The 16,816-nt window shown below is 71.1% G+C and carries 2 protein-coding genes; both read left to right on the top strand.

What is annotated here, in order from left to right; all coding sequences use genetic code 11:
• Positions 1-4 precede the first annotated feature (4 nt).
• On the top strand, positions 5-11,341 hold the full coding sequence (locus F8M74_RS12300) for a non-ribosomal peptide synthetase/type I polyketide synthase (protein WP_141254337.1): 11,337 nt from the start codon (positions 5-7) through the stop codon (positions 11,339-11,341).
• A partial coding sequence (locus F8M74_RS12295) for a non-ribosomal peptide synthetase (protein WP_163884404.1) occupies positions 11,338-16,816 on the top strand: 5,479 nt, incomplete at its 3' end. The genes F8M74_RS12300 and F8M74_RS12295, both read left to right, overlap by 4 nt.

Here is a 16,816-nt window from a genome sequence, read left to right as displayed (position 1 = left end):
CACCATGAGCGAGAACAACGGCAGCGCGGGTAGCGACATCGCCATCATCGGCATCGCCAGCCGCTTCCCCGGGAGCGCGGACGCGCGGGCCTTCTGGCGCAACCTCCGCGAAGGCGTGGAGTCCATTTCCCGCGTGCCCGCCGAGGCGCTGGAGCCTTCTCCGCTGATGTCCGAGGCGGTGCGCCATCATCCGGACTTCGTGCCGGTGGCGGCGGAGCTGGAAGGCGGCGACCGCTTCGACGCGGCCTTCTTCGGCATGGCCCCGCGCGAGGCGGAGTGGATGGATCCGCAGCAGCGCGTGTTCCTGGAGTGTGCCTGGACGGCGCTGGAGGACGCGGCGCTCGACCCGGAGCGCTTCACGGGAAAAATCTCGCTCTACGCGGGCGCGAGCGCATCCCTGCACGGCCTGGCGATGTTGGGGCAGGGGAACCTGGACCCGGCCTCGTTCTACGAGCTGATGAGCACCTCCGCGGAGAACCTGGCGACGCGGGCGTCCTTCAAGCTGGGCCTGCGGGGCGAAAGCCTGTCCCTCTACACCGCCTGCTCCACGGGACTGGTGGCCGTCCACATGGCCTGCCAGAGCCTGCTGATGCGCCAGTCGGACGTGGCGCTGGCGGGCGCGGTGCGCCTGGCGATGCCGCAGCGCTCGGGCTACTTGTACCAGGAGGGGATGATCCTGTCGCCGGACGGGCACTGCCGCGCGTTCGACGCGCGCGCGGCGGGAACGGTGCCGGGCAACGGCGCGGCGGTGGTGGTGCTCAAGCCGTTGGAGGACGCACGCAGGGATGGTGATCGCGTGTACGCGGTCATCCGCGGCTCCTCCATCAACAACGACGGCGGCCTGAAGGTCGGCTACACGGCGCCCAGCGTGGAGGGGCAGGCGGACGTCATCGGCGAGGCGCTGGCCTTCGCGGGCCTGGACGCGGGCGACATTGGCTACGTGGAAGCGCACGGCACGGGCACCTCGTTGGGAGACCCCATCGAGGTCGCGGCGCTCACGCGGGCGTACCGGCGGCACACGGACCGGAAGGGGTACTGCGCGCTGGGGTCGGTGAAGCCGAACGTCGGCCACCTGGACACGGCCGCCGGTCTGGCGGGGCTCATCAAGGCCTCGCTGGCCCTGGCGCATGAGGAGCTGCCGCCCACGCTCCATTTCGAGCGGCCGAATCCCGCCATCGACTTCGCGAACAGCCCGTTCTTCGTCGTCGACCGCCTGCGGCCCTGGCCTCGGGGCCCGGTGCCTCGCCGCGCGGGCGTCAGCTCGTTCGGAATCGGAGGGACGAACGCGCACGCGGTGCTTGAGGAAGCGCCGCTTCCGGAGCCTGCCTCGCCCAGTGTCCGGCCCACCCAACTGGTGACGCTGTCGGGGCGCTCAGCGGAGGCCCTGGACGCCGCCGTGCGGGACCTGGCCACCTGGCTGGAGGCCGCGCCAACCGACGTGGCGCTGGAGGACGTGGCCTTCACGCGCAACGTGGGCCGCCGCGCCTTCGAGCACCGGCGGGCCTTCGTGGCGAAGGACCGCGCGGAGCTGATGGCGAAGCTGCGCGGCCCGGGGAAGCCCCAGGTCGTGGAGAACGTCGTGGCGGCACGCGAGCAGGGCGTGGCCTTCCTGTTCCCGGGCCAGGGCGCGCAGACGGTGGGCATGGGACGCGCGCTTCACGCAGCGGAGCCCGTCTACCGTGAGGCCCTGGAGGCCTGCCTGGAGGGGCTGGGGGCGGCGGTGCGCGACGTGCTGTTTCCCTCGCCTGGAGCCGAGGCCGCCGCGGAGCAGACGTTGGCCGACCCGGGCATCGCGTTGCCCGCCCTGTTCGCCGTGGAGTACGCGCTGGCGCGTCAGTGGGAAGCCTGGGGCGTGCGCCCGCGCGCGCTGCTGGGGCACAGCTTCGGCGAATACGTGGCGGCCTGCCTCGCGGAGGTCCTGCCGCTGGAGGATGCGCTGGCGCTGGTGTCTGCGCGAGGCCGTCTGATGGCGCGGATGCCGCCCGGAAAAATGACGGCGGTGGCTTGCGCGGAAGAGGAGGTGCGCCCGCTGCTGACGGGGGCATTGTCGCTGGCCGCCGTGAATGGGCCGGACCGGTGCGTGGTGTCCGGGCCCTCGGGGGACGTGGAGGCGTTGGAGCGCGAGCTGAGCGCGCGGGGCGTGGGCGTGCTGCGGCTGCCCGCGCGACATGCGTTCCACTCGGCGGCGGTGGAGCCGGTGATGGAGGATCTGCGGCGCGTGGTCGCGGGCCTGCGCCTGTCCGCGCCCCAGCGTCCGTACATCTCCAGTGTCACCGGGACGTGGATTCGCCCGGAGGAGGCGACGGACCCGGATTACTGGCTGCGCCAGATGCGGGCGCCGGTGCGCTTCGGGGACGGGCTGGAGACGCTGAAGGCGGACGGGTGCGACGTGTTCCTCGAAGTCGGCCCGGACCAGGCGCTGACCGCCCTGGCGAGGCTGGGGCTGCGAGGGCACCGAGGACGTGCCGTGGCCTCGCTGCCTCGGGCGGGCTCGGCCCTGGATGCACACGCCGCGTTGATGGAGGCGCTCGGAACGGTCTGGGCGCAGGGGCTCGCCATTGACTGGCAGCGCGTCTACGCGCACGAGTCACGCCAGAAGGTGGCGCTGCCCACCTATCCCTTCCAGCGGAAGACCTTCCGGACCCCGCTGCCCACCTCGGTGGTGGCCCGGCCGGAGGCGTTCACGGCGGTGGCGGAGCGCCCCGCGGAAGCCGGAAGCGCGCCCCACCTGGAGGCGCCTGCGGAGCAGGCCGGGGCCCACACGGACGTGGAGCGCAAGGTGCTGGCCATCTGGCGCGAGCGGCTGGGCCGGACCGACTTCGGCATCCACGACGACTTCCTGGAGCTGGGTGGCAACTCGCTGATGGCGGCGCAGTTGTTGACCCGCCTGCGGGAGGCATTCCCTGTCTCACTCCCCTTGAGTGATGTCTTCGACGCCCCCACGGTGGCGGGCATTTCGGCCCGCATCCAGGCGCGGCTGGGCACGCCGGGGACGGCGTCCACGGAGCCGGTCCTGCCGCCACTGGTCCACATCCCGCGTGGCGGAGCGTTGCCGCTGTCCGTGGTGCAGGAGCGCATCTGCGCGCTGGAGCAGGCGCTCCCCGGCAATCCGGCCCTAAACATGTATGTGGTGCTGCGGCTTCATGGCGCATTGGACGTGGCGCTGCTGGAGCGGGGACTGGAGGCGGTGGCACTGCGCCACGAGGCGCTGCGCACGTCCTATCCGCGCGGCGAAAGCGCTCCGAGCGTCCGCATCGCCCCGGAGCTGAAGTTGCCGCTCTCCGCCGAACCGCTGGACCCCGCGGCGTGGCAGCCGCGCGTGCACGACGAAGTGGCCCGGCCGTTCGACCTGGAGAACGGGCCGGTCGCCCGCGCCCGGCTCTGGCGGCTGGCGCCGGAGGAGCATCTGCTGGCCGTCACCGTGCACCACGTGGTGTGTGACACCTGGTCGCTGGTCGTGCTCGCGAAGGAGCTGGGGGACCACTACACCGCCTTCATGCAGGGGCGGCCGGTGGCGCTGTCCTCCTTGCCCGTGCAGTACGTGGACTACGCGGCCTGGCAGCAGCAGGCGCTGAAGAACGGCGCGTTCGCTTCCCAGGTCGCGGCCTGGCGCGGGCGTCTGGCGGCGTTCCCGCGTCCGCTCGAGCTGCCGGTGGACCGGCCGAAGGGGGACGGGCCCGCGCTCCGTGGCCAGTGCTTGCGCGTGGGCTTCTCGCGCGCGCTCTCGGCCTCGGTCCAGGCGTTCGCGCAGCGAGAGGGTGTCACGCCGTTCATGGTGCTGTTGGCATCCTGGAAGGCGCTGCTGTCGCGCTGGACGGGCCGGGATGACGTCGTGGTGGGGACGCCCATTGGCAACCGGAGCCGGCCGGAGCTGGAGCCGTTGATCGGCTACGTGGCGCACTCCGTCCCGTTGCGGACGGACCTGTCCGGGGACCCACCCTTCAAGGAGCTGGTGGCGCGCGTGCGCGAGGTGATGCTGGAGGCCTACGCGCACCCCGACGTGCCGTATGAGTCGCTGGTGCGGGAAATCGAGCCCGCGAAGGACACCGGCCGCGGCCGGGTCTTCGACTCGATGTTCGTGCTGCACAGCCGGTTCAATCTGAACCTGGAGCTGCCGGGTCTGCGCATGAGCCTGGCGGAGCTCGAGAACGGTCCACCCGAGTTCGGCACCGTCCTGTCGGACCTGTCCGTGGGCCTGGGTGAGCACGAGCACGGCTTCTCCGGTACCGTCGATTACGCGGAGGAGCGCTTCGAGCGGGACACCGTGGAGCGGATGGTGGCGCACTGGACCGCACTGCTCGAAGCGGCGGTGGCGGAGCCCGGCCTGGCCCTCTCCGCGCTGCCACTGGAGCACGCACAGGCCGGTCAGGCGCTGGCCTCGGAGCTTGAGGCATCCGCATCGGCGGTGACGCCGATCGCGGCGCTGCTTCGGGCTCGCGCCATGACGGACGCGTCCCAGGTGGCGATGACGGCGCCAGACGGGCGGGGCGTGACGTGGGGCGAGTTGCAAGGGGCCGTGGGGCGTCTGGCCGCCGTGCTGTCGGACCGCGGCGTAGGGCCCGAGGCGCTGGTGGCGGTGTGCCTGGAGCCGTCGGTGGAGCGCGTGGTTGCGCAGTGGGCGGTCCAGGAGACGGGCGCGGCCTACGTCCTGCTGACTGTGCCTCGGTTGATGGAGCTGCCGGACCTCGCGCCTCCAGGCGCGCCGCCTCCGCTGTTGTTGACCCACGCGAAGGTCCGCACGGGCGTGTCCCTGGATGCCGCGCGCGTCCTCCATGTGGAGACGGTGCTCGCGCAGGCAGGAGATTCAGTCCAAGCCACCTCAGGGGTGCTACGGCGGGCTTCCGCCTCGGAGATGGTTTGCCTCGAGCCGTGGACAGGGCCTCGGGGGGAGCAGCTCCGGGCCATCCACACCCACCGCACCGTCGCGGAGTTGTTCGGCCGTCTGGACGCGGATGCGACCACGGAGGGAGGCGTCTGGCTCGCGGCGGAGGAGCCGCAGGTTCCAGGCACCGGGCTGGAGGTCCTCTGGGCCCTGACACGCGGGCTGCGGGTGGTGTTGCCGGCGGAGCGCGCGCGCTTCACGCCGGTGGGGGCTGGCGCGGAGCCTGCTCGACGGCGCCTGGACTTCAGCCTGTCGTTCTTCGCCAACGACGAGGACTCGCTGGGCGGCCGCAAATACCGCCTGCTGCTGGACGCCGCGAAGTTCGCGGATGCGAATGGCTTCTCCGCGGTGTGGACGCCGGAGCGGCATTTCCATGCGTTCGGCGGCCTGTACCCGAGGCCGGCGGTGGTGGGCGCGGGGGTGGCCACGGTGACGCAGCGCCTGGGCATCCGCGCGGGGAGCGTGGTGCTGCCGTTGCACGACCCCATCCTCGTCGCGGAGGAGTGGGCCGTGCTGGATAACCTGTCCGATGGCCGCGTGGGCGTGTCCTTCGCTTCGGGTTGGCACGCGAATGACTTCGTGTTCGCGCCGGACCGATACGCGCGCCGGAAGGAGGTCATGCACCGAGGCATCGAGGAGGTGCGCACCCTGTGGCGAGGCGGGACGGTGCGCCGGCGCAACGGCGCGGGCGCCGAAGTGACGCTCTCACTGCGGCCACGCCCGGTGCAGCAGACGCTGCCCATCTGGCTCACCGCTGCCGGAAACCCGGAGACCTTCCGGCTGGCAGGCGAGCTGGGGGCCTACGTGCTCACCAACCTGATGGGCCAGCACCTGGAGGATCTGGAGGGGAAGGTGGCGCTGTACCGCGACGCCTGGCGGCAACATGGCCATGCGGGACGGGGACACGTGAGCTTGATGCTGCATGCGTATCTCGGCGACGACCCGGCCGAGGTCCGGCGGAGGGCGCGCCAGCCGCTGCTCGACTACTTCCGCAGCTCCGTGGACATCGCCGCGGGCTTCATGGCCGGCATGGGGCTCGACATGGACCCCCGTTCGCTGACGCCCGCGGACATGGATGTGCTGCTGGCGCACGGCGTGGAGCGGTACGTGGAGAGCGGTGGCCTCTTCGGTACGCCGGATTCCTGCGGTCCCATGGTGGAGCGTGTCCAGCGGCTCGACGTGGATGAAATCGCCTGCTTGGTGGACTTCGGCGTGGAGGTGGAGGCGACCCTGGAGGGGTTGCGGCACCTCGACGCCTTGCGCGGTCGCCATTCCCTGGAGCCCGGACTCGCGGTTCCCATGCCGTCGCTGCGGGAAGGCCCGGGTGCGGCGGAGGCTCTGCTGGCGCTCGTGCGCGAGGCGGGCATCACCCACCTGCACTGCACCGCGGCGCTGGCGCGCTCGATGCTGGCGCTCCCCGACGCGGCGGAGGCGCTCCGGCCCGTCCGCCACGTCTGGCTTGAAGGCGCGTCCGAAGAATCGGCGGCATCCCTGGCGCGCGCCATGCCCTGGCGTGTCGCGCACCGGCAGCCGGACCTGGGCCTGGGCCTGGGGGCCTGGGCGCTCGCCTCCGTGCCGGGAGATGCCTCGCGCTGGGATGTCGTGGATGGGCGCGGCCAGCCCGTGCCGGTGGGCGTCATCGGTGAGCTGGTGGTGAAGGGCGCGGGCGTGCCTCGCGGGCTCTGGAACGCGCCGGACTCCACCCCGGTGCGCATCCTCGCTGGAAGCACGGATGCCGCGAGGCGGATGGCCACGGGCCGGCGTGCGCGGCGCAAGCGGGATGGCTCGCTGGAGCTGTTGCCCGCCCTGCCTGTCCCGGAGGGTAGGCCGACACCACCGAATGTGATGAGCGCTCGGGATGGCGTGGCGAAGAAGCCCGAGGCACCCGCGCCCATCACCCGGGTCCCCCGGGGCCGTCCGCTCCCGCTGTCGTTCGCGCAGCAGCGGATCTGGTATCTGGACCGGCTGGAGCCGGGCAACGTCGCCTACAACAACGCCGTCGCGTTCACCGTGAGCGGTGCCCTGGATGCCGCGGCCCTGGAGCGAGCGTTGAACGCGGTGGTGCGCCGGCATGAGGCCCTGCGGACCACGTTCTCCATGGAGGGCACCGAGGCGGTGCAGACCATCGCGCCGGCTCTGGAGGTCTCCATCTCTCTAGCGGCGGCGGAGGGCGCCAGTGCAGCGGACGTCGCCCGCTGGACACGTGAAGAGGCGCGCCGTCCCTTCGACCTGGAGCGGGGACCGCTGCTCCGCGCGACCTTGCTGCGGTTGGGAAGCACCGAGCACGTCCTGCTGATCACGCTGCACCACATCATCTCGGATGGCTGGTCCGCGGGCGTGATGGTGCACGAGATGGCTCGGCTGTACGAGGCCGAGCTGACGGGCCGGCCTGCCTCCTTGCCCGCCCTGCCGGTGCAGTACGCGGACTACGCGCTCTGGCAACTGGAGCAGATGCGAGGCTCCGCCCTGAAGGCCGAACAGGCGTGGTGGCGCGACGTGCTGACGGATGTCCCCGTGCTCCAACTGCCCGTGGACCGTCCGCGTCCTCCGTTGCAGACGCACGAGGGCGAGCAACTGCCCTTCGCCGTTCCGAAGTCCCTCACCGACGCCCTGGTGGCGGTGGGGCGGAAGGAGGGCGCCACCCCCTTCATGGTGCTGATGGCCGCGTGGCAGGTCCTGCTGCATGCGTACACCGGGCAGGATGACTTCGCGGTGGGCACGCCGGTGGCGGGCCGCGACCGGCCCGAAGTCGAACCGCTGATTGGCTGCTTCATCAACTCCATGGCCCTGCGCGCCGACCTGTCCGGCGACCCCTCGTTCGCGGAGGTCCTGGGGCGGGTGCGAAGAACGGCGCTGGACGCGTTCGCGCACCAGGAGGTGCCCTTCGAGAAGCTGCTGGAGGTGCTGCACGCGCCGCGCGACCTCAGCCATACGCCCGTCTTCCAGACGATGCTGATTCTGCACAACACGCCCGCCGCGGCGTTGTCGCTCGTCGGGCTCCAGCTCCGCAGCCGTCCCGTGCATGCGGGGGCGACCAAGCTGGACTTGGCGCTGGAAGTCACCGAGACGCCCGAGGGGCTGCGAGGCAGCATCGAGTACAACACCGGGCTCTTCGACGCGGAGACCATTGCCCGGCTGTCGGGCTCGCTCCTCCGGTTGCTGGAGGCCGCTGCCGGCAGACCGGAAGTCCGGCTGTCCCAGCTCGATCTGCTGGACCGCGCGGATCGAAACCGGTTGCTCGTGGAGTGGAATCCCGCGCCCAAGGCAGGGCACCTCCCGGCGGACACGTTGCCTTCGCGGTTTCTGGCCCAGGTGTCACGGACGCCGGACCGGGTGGCGGTGGAGGATGGTGTCCGGACACTCACGTATCGCGAGGTGGAGGTGCTGTCGGGGCGGCTGGCCCGGCACCTCGTGTCGCGAGGCGTGAAGCGGGGAGACATCGTCGCGCTCGCGGTGTCGCAGCCGGCGGACGTGGTCGTGGGGCTGATGGGCGTGACCCGGGCGGGGGCGGCCGTGGTGGTGCTCGACGTGGACCACCCGACGGAGCGTCTGGCCGACATCCTCGCGGACACACGGGCCCAGGCGCTGGTCGCCTCCGAGTCGTGCCGTGCCCGGGTTCCCTCGCGCGAGGGGCTGACGGTCATCGCCCTGGATTCCCTGCCCGAGGCGCCCGAGGACATGCGCGGCCTTCCGGAGGGAACGGATGCGGCGTGTGTCGTCTATACCTCCGGGTCCACCGGTCGGCCGCGTGGCGTGGTGCTGGAGCACCGGCACCTGGTGGCCGCGACCCAGGCCCGCGCCGACGTGTACGGCGAGCCGGGGGTGGTGATGTCCCTGGCACCTTTCACCTTCGACGCCTCGCTCGCGGGGCTGCTGTGGTCCGTGCTCGGAGGCGGCACGCTGCGCTACCCGGACGCCGAGGAACATGGGGACCCGCGCCGGCTCGCCGAGCGGATCGCGCGCTCTCACGTTACGCACCTCGTCTCCGTGCCCTCGCTCTACGGGCAGATCCTGGCGGCGGCGCCGGTGGGAGGGCTGAGGGGCCTGCGCGCGGTGAGTGTGGGAGGCGAGCCGTGTCCCGTGGAGTTGACGCAGGCGCATCATGACGCGCTGCCCGCAGTGTCCCTGTTCAACGAGTACGGCCCCACGGAAGCCACCATCTGGAGCACGGTGCACCGGGTTCGCGTGGACGAAGAGGGGCGCGTGCCTATCGGGCGCGCGGTGCCTGGGGCCCGCGTGTACCTGCTGGACGCGCACCGCAGGCTGGTGCCGCGGGGCGCACCGGGCGAGCTGTACGTGGGCGGCGCGGGCGTGGCGCGAGGCTATCTGGGCCAGCCTGGGCTCACGTCCGAGCGCTTCGTGACGGACCCCTTCGACGGCCGCTTGGGCGCGCGCATGTACCGCACGGGCGACGTGGCGCGCTGGCGGGCGGACGGGACGCTGGAGTTCATCGGCCGCGTGGACCATCAGGTGAAGGTGCGGGGCTTCCGCATCGAGCCGGGTGAGGTCGAAGCCGCGTTGCTCGCGCATCCGGCGGTGAAGGAGGCCGTCGTCGTCGCGCGTGAGGATGGGAAGGGGCCCAAGCGCCTGGTCGCCTACGGGGTGCTCGCGACGGAGGGGCCGGGTGAGAAACCAGACGCACAGGCCCTGAAGGAGTGGGTGCGTTCGCGCCTGCCGCCGTACATGGTTCCCGCGGCCTTCGTCGCAATGGACGCGCTGCCGCGTACTCGGCACGGCAAGGTGGATCGCCGGGCGTTGCCCACGCCGGACCCGGCCTCCGCGGCGGAGCCGGCCGCGCCTCATTCAGAGGTGGAAGCCACGCTGGTGTCGCTCTGGCGGGAGGTGCTGGGCGTCGAACGCGTGGGCATCCACGACGACTTCTTCGAGCTGGGGGGCGACTCCATCCTGGGACTGCAGATCGTCACCCGCGCGCGCGCGCAGGGCATAGAGCTGTCCCCGAAACAGCTCTTCCAGAACCCGACGGTGGCGCGGCTCGCCTCGGTCGCGGGAACGCGCCTGGCGGTGCAGGCCGAGCAAGGCCCCGTCGTGGGGCCGGTGGCGCTGACGCCCATCCAGCACTGGTTCTTCGAACTGGGACTGGAGGCGCCACACCACTGGAACATGTCCCTGCTGCTGGAGGCGAGAGCCTCCCTGGACGCCGCCTTGCTGGAGCGCGCGCTGACGCACCTGCTGGCGCATCATGACGCGCTCCGGCTGGGCTTCGCGGGCGGGGAGGACGGCTGGCACCAGGCCATCTGCGAGCCAGGAGCGCGCGTCACGGTGGCGCGCGTGGACCTGTCCGCCGTGCCGGAGGCGGAGCGCCCCTCGGCGCTGTCGCGGCACGCGGAGGCGGCGCAACGCGCGCTGCGGCTGGAAGGGCCACTCGTCCAGGCGGTGTTGCTGGAGTGGGGCGCGGGCCACCCCACGCGGCTGATGCTGGCGGTGCATCACCTCGTGGTGGACGCGGTGTCATGGCGCATCCTCCTGGAGGACCTGGCGACGGCGTACACGCGGCTCGCGGCGGGGGACGCCGTGGTGCTGCCTCCGAAGACGACGTCGTTCCAGGCGTGGGCCCGTGGCCTGGAGGCGCTGGCGCGCTCGCAGGCGCTGACGGCGGAGCGGGCCTGGTGGCTGGAGCGGCCCTGGCGCGAAGCCTCCCGCCTGCCCGTGGACTTCACGGGGGGCCTCAACACGGAGGCCACCGCGAGCACGGTGCAGGTGACGCTGGAGCCAGAGCAGACGCGCACGCTGCTGCAGGATGTCCCGAAGGCCTGGCACACGCAGCCTCAGGATCCCCTGCTGACGGCGCTGGCGCAGGCACTGACCGCGTGGGCGGGAGGGGCCGTCGCGCTGGTGGACGTGGAGGGACACGGACGGGAAGAGGTGCTTCCGGGCGTGGATGTCTCTCGCACGGTGGGCTGGTTCACCCGGGTGTTTCCCGCGCTGCTCGACCTGCGGGGGACGACGGGGCCGGGCGAGGCACTTCGCGCCGTGAAGGAGGGGCTGCGCGCCGTGCCGTCACGAGGCATGGGGTGGGGGCTGCTCCGCTACGTGTCGAGGGACGCGGCGCTGGCGGCCTTGCCGTTGGCGGAGGTGGGCTTCAACCACCTGGGGCAGCTCGACGGCGTCGTGGGCGAGGGGGCTCCCTTCGTGCTCGCACCCGAGGCGGCGGCCCTGCGGCAGCGAGCCCCGAGCGCGCGGCGGCCATACCTGCTCGATGTGACGGGCATGGTGCGTGACGGGCGGCTGGTGGTCCTCTGGACGTTCAGCGAGGCGGTGCACCGCCGTGAGACGGTGATGCGTGTCGCCGAGGACTTCCTCGCGCGCCTCCAGGCGCTGGTGCACGCATCGCGCGCGCCGGATGCGGGAGGGCACTCGCCCTCTGACTTTCCGCTCGCGAAGGTGAAACAGGCGCAGCTCGACAAGCTGGCCGCACGGTTTGGAAAGAAGACGCGATGAGCGACAACATCGAGGACCTGTACCCCCTGTCGCCGTTGCAGGGCGGCATGCTGTTCCATGCCATCGCGGAGCCCGGCCGGGGGCTGTACTTCAACCAGCTCGTCTGCGAGCTGCGCGGCCACCTGGACGTGGAGCTCTTCACCCAGGCGTGGAACACGGTCGTCGCGGCGCACCCGGTGCTGCGCACGGCGTTCGTCTGGGATGACGTGGACGAGCCGATGCAGGTCGTTCTGCGTGAGGTGGACCTGCCGGTCCGCATCGAGGACTGGCGCGACCTGTCGCCCGAAGCACGCGAGTCCCGGCTGGAAGCCTTGCTGGCACAGGACCGTCGCGAGGGCTTCGACCTGTCCTGGGCGCCGTTGGTGCGCCTGGCGCTGCTGCGCGTCGGCGAAGACGCGCATCGCTTCGTCTTCAGCCATTCCCACCTGTTGCTGGACGGCTGGTCCGTGCCGCTGGTGATCCGCGACGTCCTCGCCCTGTACGAGGGCTCGTGTGCGGGGAAGCAGCCTCGCATCGCGGCGCCTCGGCCGTATCGGGACTACATCGGGTGGTTGGGTGAGCAGGACTTGGCGGTGTCCGAGTCGTTCTGGCGGCAGGCGCTCGAAGGCTTCGACGCGCCCACGAGTCCTCGCGTCGAGCCCGGTGGCGGGGAAGGGAAGGGCAAGGCCTCGCGGGAGCTGTTCCTGTCGGAGGCGCTCACGTCGGAGTTGAGCCGCTTCGCGCGGAGGCAGGGGCTCACGTTGCACACCCTGGTGCAGGGGGCCTGGGCCTTGGTGCTTGGGCACCTGTGCGGGGCGGAAGATGTCGTCTTCGGCACCACTGTCTCCGGACGTCCCCCGGGACTTGCGGGCGTGGAGGACATGGTCGGGCTGTTCATCAACACCCAGCCCGTGCGAGTGCGGCTGCCTCCGGGGGCATCGTTCGGGCCCTGGCTGCGGCAAATCCAGGAGATGCAGGTGGAGGCGCGGCAGCACGAGCACGCGCCGCTGGTGAAGGTCCAGCGCTGGAGCGGCGTGCCCGCTGGCACCTCGCTCTTCGAGACGCTGGTCGTCTTCGAGAACTATCCGCTGGATGCCGAGCTCACGTCCTCCGCCAGGGCCTTGGCGGTGCGGGATATTCGCGCGGTCGAGGCGGACCACTTCCCACTGACGCTCATCTCGACGAACGGCTCTCGGCTTCCGCTGTGCTTGCGGTACGACCGGGCGCGCTTCTCCGCGGCCTTCGCGGATGTACAGCTCGAACGAATTCGCCTCGTGCTGGAGTCGATGGCGGCAAGGCCGGACGGCGCTCTGGGGACGCTGTCTCTGCTCTCCGAGCCCGAGCGTCACCAGGTGCTCGTGGCGTGGAACGACACGCGCACCGGCTTCGCGGCCTGGGCCAGCGTGCAGGAGCGCTTCCTGGCGCAGGTCGCGCGCAACGCGGATGCGCCAGCGGTCCGGTGCGAGGAGATGGAGGTGACGTACGGGGCGCTGGAAGCGCGGGCCCATCAGCTCGCACTCCAGCTGAGAGAGCAGGGCGTGGGGGCGGACGTGCCCGTGGCGCTGTGCCTGGAGCGAGGTGTGGAGTGGGTGGTGGGGATGCTCGGCATCCTGATGGCAGGGGGCGCCTACGTGCCGCTGGACCCCTCGCAGCCAGAGTCCCGGCTGCGGATGCTGGTGGAAGAAGTCGGCGCGCCGGTGGTGACGCAGGCGCGATACGCCGCGATCTTCGAAGGGACTCGCGCGCGCCGGGTGGTGGTGGATGGAGACGCCGCGCTGCTGGAGCGGTGGCCTTCAGCGGCACCGCCGCTCGTGGCGGTGCACCCGGAGCAGCTGGCGTACGTGCTGTTCACGTCAGGCAGTACCGGGCGGCCCAAGGGAGTGGCGGTCACACACGGGCAGCTGGCGAATTATGTGCAAGCGGCCATTGAGAAGTTGGGGTTGGCCGACTGCGCCAGTTTCGCGCTGGTGTCGACGGTGGCGGCGGACCTGGGAAACACGGTGCTGTTCCCGGCGCTGTGCACCGGGGGGCTGCTGCATGTGTTGACGCAGGAGCGAGCGAGCAGTCCGACGGGCGTGGCGGAGTACTTCGCCCGGCATGGGGTGGACTGCGTGAAGCTGGTGCCCTCGCACCTCGCGGCACTGATGAGCGGTGCGGAGCCGAGGCAGGTGCTGCCGAGGAAGCGGCTGGTGGTGGGCGGGGAGGCGGCGTCGTGGAGCCTGCTGGAGCAGGTGCATGCGCTGGCGCCCGGGTGCGAGGTGTACAACCACTACGGCCCGACGGAGGCGACGGTGGGCGTGTTGGCGGGGCGCGTGGAGCTGCCGCGTCGGCCGACGTCGCCGGCGGTGGTGCCGCTGGGGCGGCCGATGGGCAACACGCGGGTGTACGTGCTGGATGGGAGCCTGCGTCCCGTGCCGGTGGGAGTGGCGGGGGAGCTGTACGCGGGAGGCGCCCAGGTGACGCGAGGATACCTGGGGCATCCGGAGCTGACGGCGGAGCGGTACGTGCCGGACCCGTACGGCGGGGAGCCTGGAGCGAGGATGTACCGCACGGGAGACAAGGTGCGGTGGCTGGCGGACGGGCGTTTGGAGTTCATCGGCCGGGTCGACTTCCAGGTGAAGGTGCGAGGCTTCCGGGTGGAGCCTGGGGAAGTGGCGACGGTGCTCAGAGGGCATCCCGAGGTTCGGGACGCGGTAGTGGTGGCGCGCGAAGACGTGCCCGGAAACAAGCGACTGGTGGCGTATGCCACGCCCGCCTCGCAGCCAGTGCCTGACACGGCGGCGCTGCGCGCGTTCCTCCAGCAGCGGCTTCCTGGGCACATGGTGCCGTCGGCGCTGGTGGTGCTGGACGCCCTGCCGCTGACACCCAATGGCAAGGTGGACTGGCGCGCGCTGCCGCCGCCAGCGCTGCCCGAAGAAGCAGCGCGAGTCTTCGAGGGGCCGCGCAACGCGAAGGAAGAGACACTCACGGCCATCTGGGCGCAGGTGCTCGACCGGCCGCGGGTGGACATCCACGAGAACTTCTTCGAGCTGGGTGGCGACTCCATCATCGCCATCCAGGTCGTCTCGCGAGCCGAGCAGGCGGGGCTGCACCTCCGGATGAAGCAGCTCTTCGACCACCCGACCGTGGCGGGGCTGGCGGCGGTGGCGGGGGATGCCCCCACGGTCGATCCCCAGCTCATGGAGGAGCCTCCGTCCGGGCCCGTTTCCGGCTTTCCGTTGTCGGGCCTCTCCCCGGAGGGCTTGGAGGCGTTCTCCAAGAGGCTGGCCGCGCACGGTTACCACCTGGAGGACATCGAGGACCTTTATCCGCTGTCACCGCTCCAGCATGGAATCTTGATCTCCCATCTCCAGGAGAGCGAGACCCAGCCGTACTTCAATCAGATCTCCTTCGAGCTCGAAGGCCCACTGGATGAGCGCGCCTTCGTGGAAGCGTGGCGGCAGGCCGCCGAGCAGTACGCCATCCTCCGGACCGCGTTCTTCTGGGAGGGACTGGACACGCCGCTCCAGGTGGTGATGCGTGAGGTGCAGCCTCCCGTCGACGTCGAGGATTTGCGCCACCTGTCCGAGGCCGACCAGAAGGCCCGACTGGCCGCGTTCTTCGAGGAAGATCGCCGAAGGGGGCTGGTGCTCACCCGCGCGCCCGGCTTCCGGCTGACGATGCTTCGCACGGGAGCTCGTGTGTGGCGCGTGGTGTTCAGCCTGACGCACCTGTTGCTGGACGGGTGGTCCACACAGGTGGTGCTGCGGGAGGTCCTCATGCGGTATGAGGCGCTGCGGCGAGGCGTGACGCTGGCACGAAGCGCCGTGCGGCCGTACCGCGACTACATCGCGTGGCTGGGGCGTCAAGACCTGGGCGCCGCGCGGGACTTCTGGCGCGCCGCGCTGGCGGGCTTCACGGAGCCCACCCGCTTGGAACTCGGAGGGGCGCCGCGTGATGTGACGCTCCTGGGGGAAGTGCTGCTCCGGATGAGCGCGGAGGAGACGGCGGCACTGGAGGCCTTCTCGCGCCAGCAGGGCGTCACGGGAGGCACGCTGTTGCAAGCGGCCTGGGCGCTGTTGCTGTGGCGCTATACCGGAGAGGACGACGTCTTGTTCGGGTTGACCGTCTCCGGCAGGCCCCCGGAGCTTGCTGGCATCGAGGCGATGGTGGGCTTGTTCATCAACGCCATCCCCGTGCGAGTGCGCCTGCCCGCGTCGAGCCCCGCGGGGCCCTGGCTGAAGGGGCTGCAAGCCTGGCTCCAGGAGGCGAGGCAGTACGAGACGTCGCCCTTAGTGGAGGTGCGCCGCTGGAGCGAGGTTCCTCCTGGCCCCGCGTTGTTCGAGAGCCTGGTCGTCTTCGAGAACTACCCCCGGGATGCGGGCCTCACCACGATGTCGGACGAGCTGGTGGTTCGCGACCCGTACATCGTCGAGGTGGACTCCCATCCGGTGACGATGATGGCCGTCCCGGGGCGTGAATGGCAGCTGCGCCTGACCTACGACGCCAGGCGCTTTGATGCGTCGGCGGCGAAGCGGATGGTCGAGCAGGCCCGCCAGCTCCTGCGCGAGCTGTGTCGTTCGGAGCGCCGGACCTTGTCGGAGCTGTCGTTGATGTCGGGCGAGGAGCGACGCGTCCTGGTGGAGGAGTGGAGCGGGCGGCGAGAGGAGTACCCGAGGGACGCTTCGCTGGCGGAGCTGTTTGAAGCGCAGGTGGAGAGGACACCGGGCGCAGTGGCAGTGGAGTGGGCAGGGCAGCAGGTGAGTTACGAGGTGTTGAATCGCCGAGCAAACCAGTTGGCGCACCACCTGAGGGGGATGGGAGTGGGCGCCGAGGTACGAGTGGGTTTGTGCGTGGAGCGCTCGTTGGAGTGGGTGGTGAGCGCGCTGGGGATTCTGAAAGCGGGGGGCGTGTACGTGCCGCTGGACGCGAGCTACCCGCTGGAGCGGCTGGGGTGGATGAAGCGAGAGGCGGGGGTGGCGCTGCTGGTGGCGCAGGAGCGGCTGGCTGACGAGGTGGCGTCGGGTGGCGAGTTGGTGGTGTGCGTGGACACGGAGTGGGACACGCAGATTGCCACGCAGCCGGAGATAAACCCGGTGTCGCGAGTAGGAGGAGGCAACCTGGCGTACGTGATGTTTACGTCGGGAAGCACGGGGAAGCCGAAGGGGGTGGCGGTGCCGCAGCGAGCGGTGACGCGGCTGGTGTTGGGAGGGGGTGTGGCGGACTTCGGGCCGGAGGAGGTGTGGCTGCAAATGGCGCCGACGGGCTTCGACGCGTCGACGCTGGAGGTATGGGGCGCGCTGCTGCACGGGGGGAAGCTGGTGGTGTACCCGGAGGGGCCGCTGGAGTTGGAGGCACTGGGGCGGAGGCTGAAGGAGGCGGGGGTGACGTCGTTGTGGCTGACGGCGGCGCTCTTCGAGCAGATGCAGGCGTACCAGCCGGAGGCGCTGGGTGGAGTGAGGCAGGTGTTGGCGGGAGGAGACGTGCTGTCGGTGGGGCTGTATCTTATACACATCT

It is taken from the genome of Myxococcus sp. CA023 (genome assembly GCF_010998615.1).
In the GTDB taxonomy this organism is placed as follows: domain Bacteria; phylum Myxococcota; class Myxococcia; order Myxococcales; family Myxococcaceae; genus Myxococcus.
Note: the sequence above shows the minus strand (reverse complement) of the source record. Positions and strands in the feature narration are given on the sequence as shown.

What these genes read in the sequence shown, in the direction of transcription:
- F8M74_RS12300 (WP_141254337.1), top strand. Translation starts at nt 5, where the DNA reads ATGAGCGAGAACAACGGCAGCGCGGGTAGCGACATCGCCATCATCGGC.